Source organism: Georgenia sp. AZ-5 (assembly GCF_043952095.1).
GTDB lineage: Bacteria > Actinomycetota > Actinomycetes > Actinomycetales > Actinomycetaceae > Georgenia.
Window position 1 is genome coordinate 2,531,577 of sequence record NZ_JBINOU010000001.1, and the last position, 20,067, is coordinate 2,551,643.

A 20,067-nucleotide genomic window follows, 5' to 3' on the forward strand; every position below is an offset into this window, starting at 1 on the left:
GCCCGCGACGGCGGGCAGCGTGGGCGGTCACTCGCCTGCCGGGCGCGGCGGCGGATAGCGGTCCGCCGCCGACATAGAACATCAGGCCCGAGGTAGAACACCCCGGAGTTCTATGTCGGCGCAGACGTTCGAGGTGACAACGCCCCTCCGTCGTCGCGTTCGACGGAGGGGCGTTCTCGGGGCGCCGTCAGCGGGGCCGGAGCCCGCTGACCGGCTCGCTCAGCGCCCGGGGCGGCGGGCGCCGTAGGCGGGGCGCGAGGGCCGCAGGCCGCGGTCAACGCGGCCGGGACGCTCGTCGCGGCCGTTGTCCCAGCGGCCGGGGCCGTCGGAGTGCTTCTTGGCGCGCATCGGCTTGTGGTCCCCGCCGCTGCGCGGGCCCTCGTCCGGGCGGATGCGCAGCGCGCGGCCGGCGACCCGGGCGGCGCCGATGCGGCGCGCCGTCTCGGGCGAGAGGTCCCCGCTGATCTCCACGAGGGAGAAGCTCGGGAAGATGTCGATCTTGCCCAGGTCGGAGCCGTTCAGCCCGCCCTCGCCGGTGATCGCGCCGACGATGGCGCCGGGCTGCACGCCGTCCTTGTGGCCGACCTCGACGCGGTAGCGCGCCCCGGCGACGCGGGGGCGGCGCCCGCCGCGCTCGGCCGCGCCGCGACCGTGCGAGGTCTTGGGGGCGAAGCCCGCGTCGAAGCTCGCGGCGATGAACTCGCCGTTCTCGTCCACGTCCTCCTCGCGGCGCACGCGCTGCTGCGCGGCCTCGTCGTCACGGGAGCGCGGCCCCTCGTCGCCGACGGCCAGGGCGACGAGCGTGGCGGCCACCGCGGCCGGGTCCAGGCCGGACTCCTCGGCGTAGGCCGCGACGGCGTCGCGGTACATCTCCAGGCGGCCGGCCTCGTGCCGGGCGGCGACCTGCGTGAAGAGCTGCTCGGCGCGGTGGCGCGAGACGTCCGCGGGGGAGGGCAGCGACACCTCCTCGAGGGTCGAGCCGGTCGCCTTCTCGATCTGGTGGAGGCGGCCGCGCTCGCGCGGGGTCAGGAAGGTCAGGGCGGTCCCGGTGCGCCCCGCCCGGCCGGTGCGGCCGATCCGGTGCACGTAGGCGTCCGTCTCGCGGGGCACGTCGAAGTTGACCACGAGGCCGATGCGCTCGACGTCGAGGCCGCGCGCGGCGACGTCGGTGGCGACGAGGACGTCGAGGGACCCGCTGCGCAGGCGCTCCACGAGCCGCTCGCGCTCCTTCTGGGCCACGTCGCCGGAGAGCGCCGCGGCCTGGATGCCGCGGCCGGCGAGCTCGAGCGCGACGTCCTCGGCGGTGCCCTTGGTGCGGACGAAGACGATCGCCGCGTCCGCGGGGGAGGTCGCCAGGACGCGGGCGAGAGCGCCGACCTTGTGGCGGAACGGCACGACCGCGTACGTCTGGTGGATGTTGGACACCGTCGAGGCCGGGCGGGTGACGGCGACCCGGACCGGGTCGGTGAGGTACGTCGCGGCGACCTTCTTGATCGCGGCGGGCATCGTGGCGGAGAACAGCGCGGTGCGCCGCACGGCGGGCACGTGGGAGGCGATGACCTCGACGTCCTCGGCGAAGCCCATGCGCAGCATCTCGTCCGCCTCGTCCAGCACGAGGAAGCGCAGCTCGCCCAGGTCCAGGGCGCCGCGCTCGATGAGGTCCATGACGCGGCCGGGGGTGCCGACCACGACCTGCGCGCCGTCCTTCAGGGCCCGCAGCTGCGGGGTGTAGCTCGAGCCGCCGTAGACCGGCAGCACCCGCAGGTCGCGGGTGCGGTGCGCGAAGGAGGCGATCGCGTCGGAGACCTGCATGGCGAGCTCGCGGGTGGGGCTGAGCACGAGGGCCTGGACCGCGCGGCGCGCCGGGTCGACCTCGGCCAGCAGCGGGAGGCCGAACGCCGCCGTCTTGCCGGTACCGGTCTGCGCGATGCCGACGACGTCGCGCCCCGCCAGCAGCACCGGGATGGCCTCGGCCTGGATGTCGGTGGGCGTGGTGAAGCCGAGGTCGGAGACCGCGTCGAGGAGCTGCGCGGGCAGGCCCAGGTCGGCGAAGGTCACGAAGGGCGCCTGCGCGGCCTCCTCGGCGACGGCGTCGGCCGCACCGGTCGGGGTGGACTCGTGGGCCTCGGCGTCGGCGGTCGTGCCGGCGTCCGGGCGCGTCAGGGCATGGTCGGGGGAGAGCGTGGTCACGGAGGAACCCATCGTCAGCGGAGTGTGGGTGGTGGCGCCAGGTCGGCGACCCACCGATCCGCACGTCGTGGCCCCACCTGCGCGAACATCCGCACGGGGCCTGGGCGGTCGTCAGGCACTCCAGGAGCCCCCAGAGTATCGGTGCAGGCGGCGGGCGCGACAGGGCAGAGGTGGTGACGTCCCGCACAGCACCCGCACCGTGCCCGGCGCTTCGCCGCCGCCGCGTGCGGCAGGCCGTCGTCGCGCGGCGCGGGACACCGGCTGCCCGCCACATCGGCGAAACATCACCCGTCGTTGCCCGCGCGCCGCGCAGCGTTTCCAGGCACCCTTGCACCGGGGGAGAGGGGCGCACGATGAAGGTGCTCGTCACGGCGGCCAGCAGGCACGGCGGAACCGCGGAGATCGCCGCGGCCGTGGCCCGGGACCTCGCGGCAGCCGGCCACGACGTCGAGGTCAGGGACCCGGCCGAGGTCACGGAGCTGGCGGAGGTGGACGCCGTGGTGCTGGGCAGCGCCGTGTACGCCGGCGGCTGGCTCCCGGCCGCCTACGACTTCGTCCAGCGGCTGGGGCCCGAGCTCGCGGCCCGGGACGTGTGGTTGTTCTCCTCGGGGCCGCCGGGGTACGCCCCGTGGCTGAACCAGGAGATCGCGATCGACGAGGTCGTGCGTACCGTCCGTCCGCGCGAGCACAGGGTGTTCGACGGCCGCGTGGACAAGCACCGGCTGACGTACGCCGAGCGAGCCCGGGTGCACGCGCTGCGTGTGCCCATCGGGGACTTCCGGGACTTCGGTGCGGTGGCCGAGTGGGCCCGGAAGATCAGCGCGGAGCTCGGCGCGGCACCACGCGCGACGACAGCCAACAGCGGCTGAGCCGCGGAGGAGGTCGGGGTCCGGGCGACGACGCCCGCGCACCGGCCAGCGCGGCGAGCTGGCCCAGCGCGACGGCGAGCAGCAGCCCGGCGAGGTAGGCGACAGCCCCCTGAGCCACGAGCGCGATGAACAGCGCGCCCGCGACGGCGAGACCGCGGCGCCGAGGGCGTCGGAGATCTGCAGCGACGAGCAGACCTGCCGTGCTCGGCCGCGGGGGTGGACTGCAGCACCAGCACCGCCGGCGCGGGGAAGACCAAGCCCAGCTCGTCGCCACGGCCACCGCCCCGGTCATGGCCCACCCCCGCCACCGGTGGCGATCGCGGGTCGCCGGCACGGCGTGTCGGGGCAACTAGGATCGCTGGAGCGCCCGCCCGTCTAGCGGTGCGCCCGTCGAGAACCGGAAGGAACCCCGTGCTCCGCACCCACACCGCAGGATCCCTGCGCGCCAGCGACATCGGCACCACCGTCACCCTCACCGGCTGGGTCGACCGCCGCCGCGACCACGGCGGCGTCGCCTTCATCGACCTGCGCGACGCCTCGGGCATCGCCCAGGTCGTCATCCGTGACGAGGATGTCGCGCACGGCCTGCGCAGCGAGTACGTCCTGCAGGTGACCGGCGAGGTCGCCGCCCGCCCCGAGGGCAACGCCAACCCCAACCTGCCCACCGGGGAGATCGAGGTCATCGCTAACGGGGTGGACGTGCTCAACGCCGCCGCGCCGCTGCCCTTCCAGGTCTCCGAGCACGCCGAGGAAGGTCAGGTGGGCGAGGAGGTCCGGCTGAAGTACCGCTACCTGGACCTGCGCCGCAAGGCCCCGCAGCACGCCCTGCGCCTGCGCGCCAAGGTCAACCAGGCCGCGCGCCGGGTGCTCGACGGCCACGACTTCGTGGAGATCGAGACGCCCACCCTCACCCGGTCCACCCCCGAGGGCGCCCGCGACTTCCTCGTGCCGGCGCGCCTCTCGCCCGGCAGCTGGTACGCCCTGCCCCAGTCCCCGCAGCTGTTCAAGCAGATGCTGATGGTGGCCGGGATCGAGCGGTACTACCAGATCGCCCGCTGCTACCGCGACGAGGACTTCCGCGCCGACCGCCAGCCCGAGTTCACCCAGCTCGACGTCGAGATGAGCTTCGTGGACCAGGACGACGTCATCGCCGTCGCCGAGGAGGTCCTGGCCGAGCTGTGGAAGCTCATCGACCACGAGATCCCCCGGCCCATCGCCCGCATGACCTACCGGGACGCGATGGAGAAGTACGGCACCGACAAGCCCGACCTGCGCTTCGGGCTCGAGCTGACCGACCTCACCGAGTACTTCAAGGACACCCCGTTCCGGGTCTTCCAGAGCTCCTACGTCGGGGCCGTCGTCATGCCCGGCGGCGCCTCCCAGCCGCGACGCGCCTTCGACGCCTGGCAGGACTGGGCGAGGTCGCGCGGGGCCAAGGGTCTCGCCTACGTCACCGTCGCCGAGGACGGCACCCTCGGCGGCCCGGTCGCGAAGAACATCTCCGACGCCGAGCGGGAGGGCCTGGCCGCCGCCGCCGGAGCCGAGCCCGGCGACGCCGTCTTCTTCGCCGCCGGCCGCGCCTCGGACGCCCGCGCCCTGCTCGGCGCCGCGCGCCTGGAGATCGGCCGCCGCGCGGGCCTCATCGACTCCGGCGCCTGGTCGTTCGTGTGGGTCGTCGACGCGCCGCTGTTCAAGCCCGCGGGCGAGGACGACGACGTCGCCGTCGGGCACGGCACCTGGACCGCCGTCCACCACGCCTTCACCTCCCCGACCCCGGAGTGGGTCGACCGCTTCGAGCAGTCGCCGGGCGAGGCGCTGGCCTACGCCTACGACATCGTCTGCAACGGCAACGAGATCGGCGGCGGGTCGATCCGTATCCACCGCCGCGACGTGCAGGAGCGGGTCTTCTCCGTCATGGGCATCGACAAGGCAGAGGCGCAGGAGAAGTTCGGCTTCCTCCTCGACGCCTTCAAGTTCGGCGCCCCGCCGCACGGTGGCATCGCCTTCGGGTGGGACCGCATCGTCTCCCTCCTCACCCGCTCCGACTCCATCCGCGACGTCATCGCGTTCCCGAAGTCCGGCGGCGGGTACGACCCGCTGACCCAGGCCCCGGCGCCGATCACGGCCCAGCAGCGCAAGGAGGCCGGGGTGGACGCCAAGCCGAAGACGGCGGACGCCGAGTGACGCCCCGGCGGACGGCGGGGAAGGCCGGCGACGGACCCCCGCGCCGGGCGGACGGACCGCGTGGCCGGCACTGACGGGGCACCCGTCGCGACGGCGCGGCCGGCGGGCGATGACCACCTCGCTCGCTGGCCGTTCTGGCGTGCGAACGCGCCGCGGTGGCGGCCCGCCCGCACGTGGGCGGCCGACGACGCGGCGCTGGTGCACGTGCCCCGCGACGGCCGCGGCATGCTCGTCGGCCTCGGCGAGCCCGCCGCCCTGGCGCCGCTGCTCGCGGCCGCGGACGTCCCGCCGGTCGGGCACGTGATGCTCACCCGCGGCACCTGGGACCTGGTCCCCGCGGCCGCGCGGGAGCGGCTGGGCTACCGGCCCGGCCGGCCATGGGAGTGGATGGCCGCGACCGAGCCGCCGGCGCGCCGGGCGGGCGAGGAGCACGTCGCCGAGGTCACCGGCGCGGACCGGCTCGCCCGGGTCCACGCCTGCCTGGCCGAGGCATACCCCGAGCGCGGCGCCCACCCTGGCGACGAGGCCGAGTCGTGGTGGGGCTACACGGCCGACGGCCACCTGGCCGGCGTCGCCGCGGCCTCCGTGCCGCACGAGGCCGACCGCGCCCGGGGCGCCGGCGTGCACCTGCAGGCCGTGGCCGTGGTGCCGGCGCACCGCCGCCGTGGCGTCGCCGCCGCGATGACCGCGGCGCTCACCCGGTGGGGCCTGGCCCTCGGGCCCGTGGTGCACCTGGGGATCTGGTCCGACAACGACGCCGCCCGGCGGGTCTACGAGCGGCTCGGCTTCGTCACCGCGCACCGGATCGAGAACCTGGGGCCGCGGCCGTGAGCGCGCACGGAGCTCCCGGGCCCTGGCACGGCGCCGGCGACCGGGCCGGCACTCGCGGCGGCAGCGGGGCGGGGCGTGGGCGACGCCGCTGGGCCGTCGCCGTCGCCGCGCTCGCCTGCGTGGCCGTCGCGACGGTGCTCTGGCAGCTGCTGCCCGGTGGGAGCGCGCCGGGGGCGCCCGGCGCCGGCACTGCGCCCGCCCCCGCGGAGACCACGCCGGCCGAGCCGGAGAACCCGTGGGGACCCACGGCGGCGGAGGTCGCCGCCGCGACCGGGCGGGCCTCGCGGATGACGGCGGAGGAGGTGGCCGGCCAGCTCATCGTCGGGCGCCTGCACGGCACGGACCCGCAGACGGCCGCCGACCTGGTGGCCGACCTGCACCTCGCCGGGGTGATGGTCACGGGCAGCAGCGTGGCGGGCCTCGAGCAGGTGCTCGCGCTGTCCGAGGGCGTGCACGCCGCCGTCGCCGCTGACGGGCGCGACTGGCCCGGCCTGGTCAGCACGGACAACGAGGGCGGCGCGGTCCAGCGCATGTCCGGCGACGTCGGCCCGTGGACGACGTTCCCGCCCTTCGCCGCCGCCGGCGCCGCGGGCGACCCCGCCGTCGTGACCGACGCCTACCGGGCCATGGCCACCGAGCTGCGCGCGTCGGGCGTCACCGTCGACTGGGCGCCCGTCGCGGACGTGACCGTGCCCGGCCAGGACGTCACCATCGGCTCCCGCTCCGCGGGGGAGGACCCGGACGTCGTCGCGCCCGCCGTCGTCGCCGCCCAGCGGGGATTCCTCGACGGCGGCGTCCTGCCGGCGGTGAAGCACTTCCCCGGGCACGGGGCGCTGACCACCGACTCCCACGACGCGCTGCCCGTCCAGCCCGCCACCGAGCGGGAGCTCGCCGCGCGCGACCTGCCGCCCTTCGCAGCCGCCGTCGAGGCGGGCGTGCCGATGGTGATGCTCGCGCACGTGGACGTCCAGGCCTGGGACCCCGGCACCCCGGCGTCGCTCTCGCCCGAGGCGTACCGGGTGCTGCGCGAGGAGCTGGGCTTCGCCGGCGTGACCGTCACCGACAGCCTCGGCATGGGCGCGCTGAACGCGTTCGGCGACGCGGGCGACGTGGCCGTGACGGCCCTGCGGGCGGGCGCCGACCTGCTGCTCAACCCGGCCGACAACGCCGTCGCCCACGCCGGCGTCGTCGCCGCCATCAAGGACGGCACCCTCAGCCGGGAGAAGGTGGACGCCTCCGCGGGCCGCGTCATCGCGATGATGCGGTACCAGGAGCGGCTCGCGGCGGCCGCGGGCCCGGTGGGACCGGAGGACGTCGGCTCGGCGGCGCAGGCCGCTCGGGCGCTGCGCGACGCCGCCGGGTGAGCCATCGCCGGGAGCCCCGGCTGCCGAGCCGGCGCGGGGACCTTGCGCCGACCCCGTAGCCGCCGGGAGTCCGGCGGCTACGGGGTCGGGTGCCGCGCGTCGTGGCGCAGGAAGCCGCGCTGCCAGCGCGCCAGCGCCAGGACCGCGGCGACGCAGGCCGCACCGCCTCCCGCGATGGCGCCCCACTCGGTCCACCACGTGGCCACCGAGCCCGCGACGAGGTCGCCGAGCCGCGGGCCGCCCGCCGCCGGCGCACGCCAGGCACACGGCCGCAGCCCACAGCGCGTGCGCGGGGTCGAGCACCCGGCCGGCGAGCAGCACCGTGAGCCCGAGGCCGACGACCGCCACGCCCCACAGCGCCACCGCGACGACCACCGTGCGGCCCTGGTGCACCACCTGCCCGAGGCGGCCCGAGAAGAGCATCACCGCCATGGCGCCCACGGCGATGGCGGCGCTCATGACCCCGACGGTTGCGGCTCCGCCCCCGAACGCGACGAGCGCGACGGCGGGGAACAGCGCCCGCGGGTGGGCCAGGACCATGGCGCAGAAGTCGGCTCCAGCAGCCGCGGGTAGATCGAGGACCGAGCCGGGCTGACGACGGCGAACCCGGCGTTGTGCAGCGCGACCAGGGCGTAGAGCACCGAGGGGCTGGTGTTCCCCGCCCAGGCCTGCACCGTGTTGAGGATCGCCGCTGCCCACAGCACGGCGCCGGCGAGGAGCGCGACGGTGCCCCGGTCGTGGAAGTCCACCAGCGCCCCGCCGTACAGGCGCAGCAGCACGATCGGCACGAGGGCGAAGACGCCGACGAGCCCGACCGAGAAGGAGCTGCCGGTCATCTCGTACACCTGCAGGCCGATCGCCGTCGTCGCCAGCTGGGTGCCGATGCCGGAGAGCGTGAACCCGGTCCACAGCCGTCGGTAGGGGGCGTTGACCCGCAGCGGGGTCAGGTCGACCAGGAAGGGCACGAGCGCAGAGCCTAGGACGCGCGTCAGTGGTCGAGCCGGAGGCGGGTGTAGAGGCGCTGCAACGGCGCCGGCGCCCACCAGTTCCACCGCCCGAGCAGCGTCATCGTGGCCGGCACGAGCAGCATGCGCACGAGGGTGACGTCCACGGCCACGGTGACGGCCAGCGCGACGCCGACCTGCTTGATGACGATGAGGTCCCCGGCGACGAAGCCGGCGAAGACGGCGACGATGATGAGCGCCGCGGAGGTGATGATCCGCCCGGAGCGCTGCAGCCCCAGCTCCACGGCCTCGTCGTTGCCGAGCCCGGCGTCCCAGTGCTCCTTGATCCGGGAGAGCAGGAACACCTCGTAGTCCATGGCCAGCCCGAACCCGAACGCCACGACGACGGCCACCACGTAGGACTCCAGCCCGGGCAGCGGCGTGAAGCCGAGCAGGCCGGCACCGTGGCCCTCCTGGAACACCCACACCGTCACGCCCAGCGAGGCCGCGAGGGAGAGGAGGTTGACCACGATGGCCTTCAGCGGCACCAGGACCGAGCCGGTCATGAGGAACAGGAGCAGGAACACCGCCACCACGATCACCGTGCCCGCGAGCGGCAGGCCCTCGAGCAGCGCGGCGTTGAAGTCCATCTGGTTCGCGGCCTGGCCGACCACCCAGGTCTCGAACCCGGGGTCCAGCGCCCGGACGTCCTCCGCCACCGCCGCGGCCTCCGCGCCGCCTGCGTCGTCGGTGTCGACGAAGACGTCGAGCACGGAGTACTCGCCCACCTGCGTCGGCCGGCCCACGTCCGTCACGCCCGGCACGGAGCGCACCTCCTCCGCCCAGGCGGCCGCCTCCTGCGCGTCGGCCGCGGCCACCACGGAGACCTCCGGGGCGGCGGCGGCCGGGTAGTCCTCGGCGAGCACCGCGATGTAGTCGCGCTGGTCGGAGTCCGACGGCAGCAGCTCCGTGGTGGAGCTGCGCATCTGCAGCCCGGTGACCGGCGAGGCCAGCACGAGCAGCACGGCGAGCGCACCGACCAGCACCAGCCACGGGTGCGCGTGCACCCGTCGGGCGATCCAGGAGAACGCGCCCTCGCGGGGCGCGACGTCCCCGAGGCCGTTGACGACCCGCCGCATGCCGGGCAGCCGGGAGAGGAGGGAGGGGCGCATCAGGCGCTCGCCCAGCACGGTCAGCAGGGCGGGCACGAGCGTGACGGCGGAGAGCACGGCGAGCAGGACCACGGCGACGCCGGAGACGGAGATGGAGCGCAGCACCTCCGGGCGCATGAGCAGCAGGCCCGCGATGGCGAGCGCCACCGTGACCGCGGAGAACACGACGGTCCGGCCCGCCGTGGCGACCGTGGTCCGCACGGCCAGGGCGACGACGTCGTCGCCCTGGCGGCGGCGTCGCCGCCGCCCGGTGGGGACCTCCTCGCCGGTGCGGCCCGCCTGGAGCCGGTGTGCCTCCTCGCGGAACCGGGAGACGATGAGCAGGCCGTAGTCCACCGACAGGCCCAGCCCGAGGACGGTGACGACGTTGATGACGAAGGAGTCGATGTCGATCGCGTAGGTCATCGCGAGCAGCACGCCCAGCCCGCCGGCGATGGAGGCCAGGGCGCCGACGAGCGGCAGGCCGGCGGCGAGGAAGCCGCCGAAGACGACGACCATGATCAGCAGCGCCACCGGCACGGCGACCACCTCGCCGGTGAGCAGGTCGGCGCGCACCTGCTCGACGACCACCTCGGAGAGAATGGGGGCGGAGCTGGCAATCCCCGTGGCCCCGGGCGCGACGTCCTGGAGGTCCGCGGGGACCGCCTCCAGCCGCTCGACCACGGCGTCGTGCGCGGCCTCGGCGTCGTCCTCGGTCAGCCCGGCGTCCAGCATGACCACCAGGAGGAAGCCGTCCTGGGCGGTGGAGACCAGGCCCGCGGCCGCGGGGTTGGTCAGCGTCCCGGGCAGGAGGAACGGGTCCACGACCGTGTTCACGCCGGCGATGGCGGGGAGGTCCTCGTGCGCGGGGGCGAGCGCCTCGCCGATGCCCGCGGCCACCTCCGGGTCGGTGAGGTCGGTGCCCCGCACGAGGTAGGTGATCTGCTCGCCGGCGTCCTGGGCGTCGGCGAGGATGTCGCGGCCCTCCTGGCTCTCCGAGCCGGGCACGGCGGGCTCGCCGGTGCGCAGCCGGTCGAACAGGCCCTGGCCGCCGAGACCCGTGAACGCGCCGAGCAGGCACAGCCCCGCGATCAGCGCCCACACGACGATCACGGTGCGCGGGCGGCGGGTGGCGATGCGGCCGAGGAGGTCGAACACGCGGGACAGTCTCGCACCCGGCGCGGCGCGGACCCGCGCGCCGCACGGGGCCGCGGCGCGCACGCGCGGCGGGGACGGCGCGGCCGGTACGTGGCGGGCAAGCCCGTGGGCGGCGGTGCGTAGAGTCGTCGTCGTGGATCTGTTCGAGGCGGCCGGGGCCGACGACGCGGGGGTGCCGGCGGTCGGAGCGTCCGCGCCGCTGGCCGTGCGGATGCGGCCGAGCTCCCTGGACGAGGTCCTGGGGCAGGAGCACCTGCTGAGCACCGGCTCCCCGCTGCGGCGGCTGGTGGAGCCCGAGCCCGAGGGGCGCCGCATCGCCCCGTCGTCGGTGGTGCTGTGGGGCCCGCCGGGCACCGGCAAGACCACGCTCGCCTACCTCGTCGCGCACGGGTCCGGCCGCCGGTTCACCGAGCTCTCCGCCGTCACCGCCGGCGTGAAGGACGTACGGGAGGTGGTCGAGGCGGCCCGGCGGCGGCTGGTGACGTCGGGGGAGGAGACGGTCCTCTTCATCGACGAGGTGCACCGGTTCTCCAAGTCCCAGCAGGACGCGCTGCTGCCGAGCGTGGAGAACCGCTGGGTCACGCTGGTGGCCGCGACCACGGAGAACCCCAGCTTCTCCGTCATCTCCCCGCTGCTGTCCCGGTCCCTGCTGCTCACCCTGCGCCCGCTCGCCGAGGAGCACGTGCGCACCCTGGTGCACCGGGCGCTGACAGATCCGCGCGGGCTGGGAGGGGCGCTCACCCTCGCCCCGGACGCCGAGGACCACCTCGTGCGCCTGGCCGGGGCGGACGCCCGCAAGGCCCTGACCATCCTCGAGGCCTCGGCCGGGGCGGCGGACGCCGCGGGGTCGGACGACATCACCCTCGACGTGGTCGAGAAGGCCGTGGACGTCGCGGCCGTGCGCTACGACCGCGCCGGCGACCAGCACTACGACGTCAAGAGCGCCTTCATCAAGTCCATGCGCGGCTCCGACGTCGACGCCGCGCTGCACTATCTCGCCCGTATGGTGGTGGCGGGGGAGGACCCGCGGTTCATCGCCCGGCGCATCGTGATCGCCGCCGCCGAGGACGTCGGCATGGCCGACCCCAGCGCGCTGCAGACCGCCGTGGCCGCCGCCCAGGCGGTCGCCCTCATCGGGATGCCCGAGGCGCGGATCATCCTCGCCGAGGCGGTGGTGCACGTCGCCACCGCGCCGAAGTCGAACGCCGCCTACAAGGCCGTCGACGCCGCCATCGCGGACGTCCGCGCCGGCAAGGCCGGACCCGTCCCGCCGCACCTGCGCGACGCGCACTACGCCGGCGCCAAGCAGCACGGCCACGGCGTGGAGTACCGCTACGCCCACGACCACCCGCACGGGATCGTGGCGCAGCAGTACGCCCCCGACGAGCTCGACGGCGCGCGGTACTACCAGCCCACCGGCCACGGCCACGAGCGGGACATCACAGCCCGCCTCGAGCGGATCAGGCAGATCCTCTCCGGCCGCTAGTGGTAGCCTCTTCCGGTTGCCTTCCAACGGCCCGCGGTACCCTCGCGGCCCGGCAGCCACCTGGGGTCATGGCCCGCGAGGTCGACCCCGCGCCGCACGGAGTGCCCGCGCGGTGTGACGTCACTACACACGACAGGAAGAAAACATGGCAGTGAGCCGCACGCGCCGTCAGGTGCGTCTTTCCCGCGCCCTGGGGATCGCCCTGACCCCCAAGGCCGTCAAGTACTTCGAGAAGCGCCCGTACGGCCCCGGCGAGCACGGCCGCGCCCGTCGCCGCACCGAGTCCGACTACGCCGTCCGCCTTAAGGAGAAGCAGCGCCTGCGCGCCCAGTACGGCCTGCGCGAGGCGCAGCTCGTGCGCTACTTCGAGGAGGCCCGCCGCGAGCAGTTCCTGACCGGTGAGTCGCTCGTCGAGCTGCTGGAGATGCGCCTGGACGCGCTCGTCCTGCGCTCCGGCTTCTCCCGCACGATCGCCCAGGCCCGACAGGCCGTGGTGCACCGCCACATCCTCGTCGACGGCAAGCTGGTCGACCGTCCCTCCTTCCGCGTGAAGCCGGGCCAGGTCATCCAGGTCAAGCCGAAGAGCCAGGCCATGGTGCCGTTCCAGGTCGCCGCCGCCGGCGCGCACCGCGACGTGCTGCCGAACCTGCCCGAGTACCTCGACGTCGACCTGACGAAGCTGCGCGCCGAACTGGTCCGCCGCCCCAAGCGCGCCGAGGTCCCCGTCACCTGCAACGAGCAGTTCGTCGTCGAGTACTACTCGCGCTGATCGTTGAACCGCTGCGCCCCGGGCGGCCGGCCTGTGCCGGTGCCCGGGGCGTCGCTGTCGAACCGGTAGCCTCGCCCTGGCGGTCCGCGCCCCCGCACGGGTCGTGCCGCCGTCCGCCCCCGCACCCTAGGAGCCCCACGTCATGTCGCTCGGAGACATCGCCGGTCTCATCGCCGCGCTGGCGTTCGTCGCGCTGGTCGCCCTGCTCGCCGTGCCGCTGCTCAAGCTCGGCAAGGTCCTCGACGAGGCCCGCGGGTCGCTGCGGGAGCTGACCGAGCACACCGTGCCGAGCCTGGACGAGGCGGCGCGGACCATCCGCGCCACCAACGGGCAGCTCGAGAAGGTCGACACCATCACCACCTCCGCGGCGCGGGCCAGCGAGGACGTCTCCGCCCTGACCACCCTCGTCTCCGCCACCGTGGGCGGCCCGCTCATCAAGCTCTCCGCCTTCTCCTACGCCGTGCGGTCCGTGCTCTCCGGGAAGCGGGGCAGGTGACGATGCGCCCCAAGGTGCTCATCGGCGTCGTCGGGCTCGTCGCGGTGACCGCCACCCTCGCGGTCGTCGTCGGCCGCTCGCCCTCGCTGGTGGCCCGCCTGCGGACGCTCCCGGAGGACTTCTCGGCGGCGTACCGGCAACGCGAGGCCGAGCTGCGCGCCGCCCTGCTGCCCGGCGACGACGCCGTCGTCGCTGCCAGCGACTCCGCCGCGGCCCGGGCCACCCGGCGCGGCCGCCACGCCGCGGACGAGGAAACAGACGACCTGCCGTACTCGTTCTACTGAACGCGCACGCCGCGACCCGCGGCGCCCAGCCGAAGCTCCGACCCCTTGCCTTGATGAGGAACCATGCGCACCGCTGAGATCCGTACCCGCTGGCTCGACTACTTCGCCAAGCACGGCCACGCCGTCGTGCCCAGCGTCCCCCTGGTCTCGCCCGACCCGTCGATCCTGTTCACCATCGCGGGCATGGTGCCGTTCATCCCCTACATCATCGGCACCCAGAAGGCGCCGTGGCCCACGGCCGCCTCGGTCCAGAAGTGCATCCGCACCAACGACATCGAGGAGGTCGGCAAGACCACCCGGCACGGCACGTTCTTCCAGATGGCCGGCAACTTCTCCTTCGGGGACTACTTCAAGGAGGGCGCCATCACGATGGCGTGGGAGCTGCTCACCACGCCCCTGTCGGACGGCGGCTACGGCCTCGAGCCCGAGCGGATCTGGATCACCTGCTGGGAGGAGGACGCCGAGGCCAAGGACATCTGGCTGAACAAGATCGGCCTGCCGGCCGAACGGCTGCAGTTCCAGACCCGCGAGGAGAACTTCTGGGACACCGGCCAGCCCGGCCCCGCGGGCCCGACGTCGGAGATCCACTACGACCGCGGCCCCGCCTACGGCCCGGACGGCGGCCCCGAGGTGGACGAGCAGGGCGACCGGTTCGTGGAGATCTGGAACCTGGTCTTCGACCAGTACCTGCGCGGCGAGGGCAGCGGCAAGGACTACCCGCTGCTGCGCGAGCTCGAGCACAAGGCCATCGACACCGGCCTGGGCGTCGAGCGCCTGGCGTTCATCCTGCAGGGCCGGGAGAACTTCTACGAGATCGACGAGACCTACCCGGTCATCCAGGCCGCCGAGCGGCTCTCCGGGCGCACCTACGGGGAGGGCAAGAACTCCGCCGACCCCGACGACGTGCGCATGCGCGTCGTGGCCGACCACGTGCGCTCGGCCATGATGCTCATCGCCGACGGCGTCCGGCCGGGCAACGACGGGCGCGGGTACGTGCTGCGCCGCCTGATCCGCCGTGCGGTGCGGTCCATGCGGCTGCTCGGCGTGGACGTGCCCGCGCTGCCCGTGCTGCTGCCCGCGTCGAAGGACGCGATGAAGGGCTCCTACCCCGAGCTCGAGACCGACTTCGCGCGCATCTCGCAGGTGGCGTACGAGGAGGAGGAGGCGTTCCGCCGGACCCTCACCTCCGGCACCACGATCCTGGACACCGCCGTCGCCAGGGCCAAGGAGGCCGGTGCCTCCGGCGGGCGGGCGGTGCTCTCCGGCGCGGACGCCTTCGCGCTGCACGACACCTACGGCTTCCCCATCGACCTCACCCTGGAGATGGCCGCCGAGCAGGGCGTGTCCGTCGACGAGCAGGGCTTCCGCAGCCTGATGGACGAGCAGCGCCAGCGCGCCCGCGCCGACGCCCTCGCCAAGAAGACCGGGCACGTGGACACCCAGGTGTACCGCGAGGTCCAGCAGAAGCTCGGCGGGCCCGTGCAGTTCCTCGGCTACACCGACGCCGCCGCCGACGCCCGCGTGGTCGGGCTGCTGGTCGACGGCCGGCCCGCCCCGGCGGCCAGCGCCCCGGCCGACGTCGAGGTGGTCCTGGACCGGACCCCGTTCTACGCCGAGGCCGGCGGCCAGCTCGCCGACCAGGGCACGATCACCTTCGAGGGCGGCGCGATCGTCGACGTCGCCGACGTGCAGGCGCCCATCAAGGGGCTGTCCGTGCACCGCGGCCAGCTCACCGAGGGCACGCTGACGCTCGACGAGAAGGGTGTCGCCGCGATCGACACCGCGCGCCGCAAGGCCATCGCCCGCGCGCACACCGCCACGCACATGGTGCACAAGGCGCTGCACGAGTTCCTCGGCGACCAGGCCACCCAGGCCGGGTCCGAGAACGCCCCGTCCCGCCTGCGCTTCGACTTCCGCCACGGCTCCTCCGTGCCGGCGTCGGTGCTCGGCGACATCGAGGGCCGGGTCAACGAGCGGCTGGCCGAGAACCTCGACGTGACCGACCAGGTGATGGACATCGACCAGGCGCGGGCCGCCGGGGCCATGGCGCTGTTCGGCGAGAAGTACGGCCGCAACGTGCGGGTGGTCTCCATCGGCGGCGACTGGTCCAAGGAGCTGTGCGCCGGCACCCACGTGCCGAAGACCGGCAACCTCGGGCTGGTCACCGTCCTCGGCGAGGCCTCCATCGGCTCCGGGGTGCGGCGGGTCGACGCCCTCGTCGGCGCCGGCGCCTACGGCTACCAGGCCAGGGAGCACGCCCTGGTCAACCAGGTCACCGGGCTGCTGGGCGGGCGCCCCGAGGAGCTGCCGGAGCGGATCGGCTCCCTCATGAGCAAGCTCAAGGCCGCCGAGAAGGAGCTTGCCGCGCTGCGACAGCGCGAGCTCCTGGCCGCCGCCGGGAGGGTCGCCGACGGCGCCACGGTCGTGGGCGGCATCCGGGTCGTCACGCACGACGCCGGCGAGGTCGCCTCGGCCGACGACCTGCGCACGCTCGCGCTGGACGTGCGCGGCCGCCTGGGGGAGTCCGCCCCGGCCGTCGTCGCGGTGGGCGGCGTGGCCAAGGGCCGCCCGGTCGTGGTCGTCGCGACCAACGCCACCGCCCGGGAGGCCGGCGTGCGGGCCGGGGCGCTGGTCCGCACCGCCGCCACGACCCTCGGCGGCGGCGGCGGCGGCAAGGACGACGTCGCCCAGGGCGGCGGCACCGACGTCGCGGCGCTCGGCCGCGCGCTCGACGCCGTCCGCGACGAGGTCTCGGCGCTGGTAGGCGCGTGACGGCCCCCGGCGGGACCGACCCCGGCCCGGCCCTGCGCCGCGGCACCCGGGTCGGCCTCGACGTCGGCACCGTGCGGATCGGCGTCGCCCGCAGCGACCCCAGCGGCATCCTCGCGACGCCCGTGCGGACCGTGAGGCGCGCGCCGGACGGATCGGACCTGACCGAGATCGTGGACCTGGTCCGCGAGCTCGACGCCGTGGAGGTCCTCGTCGGCCTGCCCAAGAGCCTGTCGGGCAAGCAGGGGAAGTCCGCGGCGGCCGCCCGCAGGTACGCTGTGCGGGTCGCGGCCGCCGTCGCCCCGGTTCCCGTCCGCCTGATCGACGAACGGCTGACCACCGTCAGTGCCCACCAGGCGCTGCACGCCTCCGGCCGGCCCGGGCGCCGGCACCGTGAGGTGGTGGACCAGGTGGCCGCGGTGATGATCGTCGAGCAGGCGCTCGAGGCGGAACGTCGGACCGGCGCCCCCGCCGGTGAGGCGGTCACGGCTGCGCCCGGGGACAAGGAGACCGAGTGAACGACCTGTTCGCCGACGAGACGGCGGTGCCCCTCGAGGAGGACGAGCGGCGCCGCGAACGCCGCGAGCAGCGCCGCGAGCGTGATGCCCGCCGTCGGCGGCGCCGGCGCCGCAGCGCCGTCGTGCTCTTCGTCGCCATCGCGATGATCGCCGCGCTGTCCGTGTGGGCCGTGCCCCGCGTGGTGGACCTGGTCGCCGGTTCCCCTGCCGCGCAGGACTACCCCGGCCCCGGCACCGGCGAGGTCCTCGTCCAGATCGAGGAGGGCTCGACCGGTCAGGACATGGGCGCGGCGCTGGAGGAGGCGGGCGTCGTCGCGTCGGTCGACGCCTTCACCGAGGCGTTCAACGACAACGTCAACGCCGCGTCGATCCAGCCGGGGACGTACACCCTGGCCAAGGAGATGCGCGCGAGCGACGCGGTCGCCGCCCTGCTCGACCCGGCCAGCAAGGCGGAGATCACCATCACCGTCGTCGAGGGCTTCCACGCCACGCAGGTGTACGCGCGCATCGCCAACGTCGCCGGCCTGCCGATCGAGGAGGTCGAGGCGGCCGCCGCCGACCCCGCCGCCATCGGCCTGCCCGCCGAGGCGGGCGGCGACCCCGAGGGCTGGCTCGCCGCCGCGACCTACTCCTTCCAGCCCGGCGACGACGCGGCCTCCATGCTGCGCGCGATGGTGGAGCTGACCGTGGCCAGGCTGGACGAGCGTGGCGTCGCGCCGGCGGACCGCCAGGCCGTGCTGACGAAGGCCTCCATCGTCGAGCGCGAGGTCAACCTGCCGCAGTACTACGGGCAGGTGGCCCGGGTCGTCGAGAACCGCCTCGCCGGGGGCAACGGGGCCAACGGCCGGCTGCAGATGGACTCCACCGTCCAGTACGGGCTCGGCGAGGTGGGGGGCGTGCCCTCGACGACCGACCTGGCCGACGCGAGCAACCCCTACAACACGTACGTGCACCCGGGCCTGCCGCCCACGCCGATCGGCGCGCCCGGCGAGCCGGCGCTCGACGCCGTCGTCAACCCGCCCGCGGGGGACTGGCTGTACTTCGTGACGGTGAACCTCGAGACCGGCGAGACCAAGTTCGCCGCCACGCTCGAGGAGCACAACGCCAACGTCGCCGAGCTGCGCGCCTGGCGCGACGCCAACCCCGACGCCAACTAGCAGCAGCGACGAGCGGGGGCCGCGCGTCGGTGGACGGCGGGCGCGGCGCGCCCGCCGTCCTGCTACACCAGTGCCCGTGGGAGTGAGCTTGAGCAGCACCGCGGAGGGCGCGCCGACCGGCGCCCAGGACCTCGACGCACCGGGCATCGCCCACCGCGCGGCCGTGCTCGGCCACCCGGTCGCGCACTCCCTCTCGCCCGCCCTGCACCGCGCCGCGTACGCCTCGCTCGGGCTGGGCGACTGGGGCTACGGGCTCCAGGACGTCACCGCCGACCAGCTGCCGGCCGTCGTCGCCCAGCTCGACGCGCGCTGGGGCGGGCTCTCACTGACGATGCCGCTCAAGCAGGCCGTGATCCCGCTACTGGACGTGCTAGACCCGCTCGCGGACGTGGTGGGCGCCGTGAACACGCTCGTCGTCCAGCCAGGCGGCGGCGGGGCCGGCACCCTGGTCGGGTTCAACACCGACGTGCACGGCATCGCCGCCGCCCTCCGGGAGGTAGCGCCCACGCCCTGGCGCCCGGTGCGGGCGCTCGTCCTCGGCGCGCGGGCCACCGCCTCGTCGGCGCTCGCCGCGCTCACCGAGGTCGGTGCCGGCGAGCTGACGCTCGTGGCCCGCAGCTTCGCGGGCCCGGGCTCGGCCGCGGCGGCCGCGCACCGCATGGGCCTGCACCCCGCCAACCTGCCCTGGTCCTCGCCGTCCGCGGTGGCCGAGGCCCTCCTGGACGCCGACGTGGTGGTCTCCACCGTGCCGTCCGGCGTCGCCGACGCCGTGGCGGACGCCCTGGCCGAGCGGCTCCGTCCGGCACCGGCGGACCAGGCCCCGGCCGGCGGTCCTGCGGACCCGGTCGGGGGCGTCCCGGGGCCCCTCGCCGGCAAGGTGCTCCTCGACGTCGTCTACGAGCCCTGGCCCACGCCCCTCGCGCGCGCCTGGAGCGCCGCGGGCGGGAGCGTGGCGCCGGGCTGGGCCATGCTGCTGCACCAGGCCGAGGCGCAGGTGCGGCTGATGACGGGGCACACCCCGGACGTCGAGGCGATGCGCGCCGCGCTGCTGGCCGAGCTGGAGCGCCGCCGCGCCGGGGGAGCGGTGGCGGTCGTGCCCGGACCGTTCCGGCTGGGCGCCGCCTGATGTCGGCGGACCGGCCGGAGCCCGTGCGGGCGGAGGCGGACGACCCCGCGCCCCGACCTCCCGCGACCGCCGGGTCCCCGGAGGCACGGCCCGACGCGGCGCCGTCCGTCGACCGGCCGACGCTCCCGGAGGCGCAGGACGACGGCACCCGCCCGGGCCCGGCCCTCATGGTCGTTGCCGCGGCGGTGGCCCTCGCCGCCGGGGCGGCGCTGCGCGACCAGGCACCGGGCGTGGCGCTGGCGGGAGGCTGCCTCGCCGGTATCGGCACGCTCCTCGCCGTGATCGACGCGCGCACCCACCGCCTGCCCGACCGCCTGGTGCTCGCCGGCACCGTGGGCGTGCTGGCGCTGCTGCTGCTCGCCGCGGCGACCGGCGCCGGGTGGGCCCCGCTCGGCCGGGCCGTGCTGGCGGCGGCGGCGGCGTTCGCCGTCTACCTGGTGCTCGGGCTGGTCCGGGTGGGCGGGCTCGGCTTCGGCGACGTCAAGCTCGCCGGGCTGCTGGGCCTGTGGCTCGGGTGGTTCGGCTGGTCGCACGTCGTCCTGGGGTTGGCCGGCGGCTTCGTCATCGGCGGCTTCTACGCGCTGGCGCTCCTGGTCACGCGGCGGGCGACGCGCACGTCCTTCATCGCCTTCGGCCCGTGGATGATCCTCGGCGCCGCCGTGACGACCGCCCTGGCGGTCGCGGGCTGACGCGCCCGGCGGCACGGACCCGTCCGTGCCGCCCCGGCCGGAAGCCCCGGGAATGGACGCCCGGAGGACCATCCGCCGCGAC

General features: G+C 75.3%; 16 protein-coding genes. 13 read left to right on the forward strand and 3 right to left on the reverse strand.

Annotated features, from left to right (window positions below):
• Positions 1-219: 219 nt before the first annotated feature.
• Positions 220-2,190 carry a DEAD/DEAH box helicase gene (locus tag ACF0H8_RS11840; protein WP_395289109.1) on the reverse strand — a complete coding sequence of 657 codons (1,971 nt, stop codon included), beginning with the start codon at positions 2,188-2,190 and terminating at the stop codon, positions 220-222.
• Between the two features lie 353 nt (positions 2,191-2,543).
• On the opposite strand from ACF0H8_RS11840, the gene ACF0H8_RS11845 reads away from it, so the two are divergent.
• The 4 genes from ACF0H8_RS11845 (at position 2,544) to ACF0H8_RS11860 (ending at position 7,438) form a co-directional block, all read left to right on the forward strand.
• On the forward strand, positions 2,544-3,059 hold the full coding sequence (locus ACF0H8_RS11845; RefSeq protein ID WP_395289110.1) for a flavodoxin domain-containing protein: 516 nt from the start codon (positions 2,544-2,546) through the stop codon (positions 3,057-3,059).
• Between the two features lie 411 nt (positions 3,060-3,470).
• Positions 3,471-5,243 carry an aspartate--tRNA ligase gene (aspS, locus tag ACF0H8_RS11850; RefSeq protein ID WP_395289111.1) on the forward strand — a complete coding sequence of 591 codons (1,773 nt, stop codon included), beginning with the start codon at positions 3,471-3,473 and terminating at the stop codon, positions 5,241-5,243.
• A 60-nt stretch (positions 5,244-5,303) separates the two neighbouring features.
• Positions 5,304-6,074, forward strand: coding sequence for a GNAT family N-acetyltransferase (locus ACF0H8_RS11855; protein ID WP_395289112.1), 771 nt, complete (start codon positions 5,304-5,306; stop codon positions 6,072-6,074).
• Complete coding sequence (locus ACF0H8_RS11860; protein ID WP_395289113.1) at positions 6,071-7,438, forward strand: glycoside hydrolase family 3 N-terminal domain-containing protein; 1,368 nt, start codon at positions 6,071-6,073, stop codon at positions 7,436-7,438. The genes ACF0H8_RS11855 and ACF0H8_RS11860 overlap by 4 nt, the downstream gene beginning before the upstream one ends.
• Before the next feature lie 455 nt (positions 7,439-7,893).
• On the opposite strand, the gene ACF0H8_RS11865 is transcribed toward ACF0H8_RS11860, so the two are convergent.
• Entirely contained in the window at positions 7,894-8,403 is a 510-nt protein-coding gene (locus ACF0H8_RS11865) for an MFS transporter (protein WP_395289114.1), read from the reverse strand.
• A 23-nt stretch (positions 8,404-8,426) separates the two neighbouring features.
• Positions 8,427-10,691 carry an MMPL family transporter gene (locus tag ACF0H8_RS11870; protein WP_395289115.1) on the reverse strand — a complete coding sequence of 755 codons (2,265 nt, stop codon included), beginning with the start codon at positions 10,689-10,691 and terminating at the stop codon, positions 8,427-8,429.
• 133 nt (positions 10,692-10,824) lie between these two features.
• Between ACF0H8_RS11870 and ACF0H8_RS11875 the strand changes: the two genes are divergently transcribed.
• The 9 genes from ACF0H8_RS11875 (at position 10,825) to ACF0H8_RS11915 (ending at position 19,985) form a co-directional block, all read left to right on the forward strand.
• Positions 10,825-12,177, forward strand: coding sequence for a replication-associated recombination protein A (locus tag ACF0H8_RS11875; RefSeq protein ID WP_395289116.1), 1,353 nt, complete (start codon positions 10,825-10,827; stop codon positions 12,175-12,177).
• A gap of 145 nt (positions 12,178-12,322) precedes the next feature.
• Positions 12,323-12,946, forward strand: coding sequence for a 30S ribosomal protein S4 (gene rpsD, locus ACF0H8_RS11880; RefSeq protein WP_395289117.1), 624 nt, complete (start codon positions 12,323-12,325; stop codon positions 12,944-12,946).
• Positions 12,947-13,088: 142 nt separating this feature from the next.
• Positions 13,089-13,442: a DUF948 domain-containing protein gene (locus ACF0H8_RS11885; protein WP_395289118.1), complete on the forward strand. Its 354-nt coding sequence runs from the start codon at positions 13,089-13,091 to the stop codon at positions 13,440-13,442.
• Positions 13,439-13,726 carry a hypothetical protein gene (locus ACF0H8_RS11890; RefSeq protein ID WP_395289119.1) on the forward strand — a complete coding sequence of 96 codons (288 nt, stop codon included), beginning with the start codon at positions 13,439-13,441 and terminating at the stop codon, positions 13,724-13,726. Before ACF0H8_RS11885 ends, ACF0H8_RS11890 begins: the two co-directional genes overlap by 4 nt.
• A 63-nt stretch (positions 13,727-13,789) precedes the next feature.
• On the forward strand, positions 13,790-16,498 hold the full coding sequence (gene alaS, locus ACF0H8_RS11895; RefSeq protein WP_395289120.1) for an alanine--tRNA ligase: 2,709 nt from the start codon (positions 13,790-13,792) through the stop codon (positions 16,496-16,498).
• Positions 16,495-17,013 carry a Holliday junction resolvase RuvX gene (gene ruvX / locus ACF0H8_RS11900; protein ID WP_395289121.1) on the forward strand — a complete coding sequence of 173 codons (519 nt, stop codon included), beginning with the start codon at positions 16,495-16,497 and terminating at the stop codon, positions 17,011-17,013. The genes alaS and ruvX overlap by 4 nt, the downstream gene beginning before the upstream one ends.
• Positions 17,010-18,170, forward strand: a complete 1,161-nt coding sequence (gene mltG / locus ACF0H8_RS11905) for an endolytic transglycosylase MltG (RefSeq protein ID WP_395289122.1) — start codon at positions 17,010-17,012, stop codon at positions 18,168-18,170. Before ruvX ends, mltG begins: the two co-directional genes overlap by 4 nt.
• An 88-nt stretch (positions 18,171-18,258) precedes the next feature.
• Positions 18,259-19,296: a shikimate dehydrogenase gene (locus ACF0H8_RS11910; RefSeq protein ID WP_395289123.1), complete on the forward strand. Its 1,038-nt coding sequence runs from the start codon at positions 18,259-18,261 to the stop codon at positions 19,294-19,296.
• Entirely contained in the window at positions 19,296-19,985 is a 690-nt protein-coding gene (locus ACF0H8_RS11915) for a prepilin peptidase (RefSeq protein WP_395289124.1), read from the forward strand. The genes ACF0H8_RS11910 and ACF0H8_RS11915 overlap by 1 nt, the downstream gene beginning before the upstream one ends.
• The last annotated feature ends 82 nt before the right edge of the window (positions 19,986-20,067 follow it).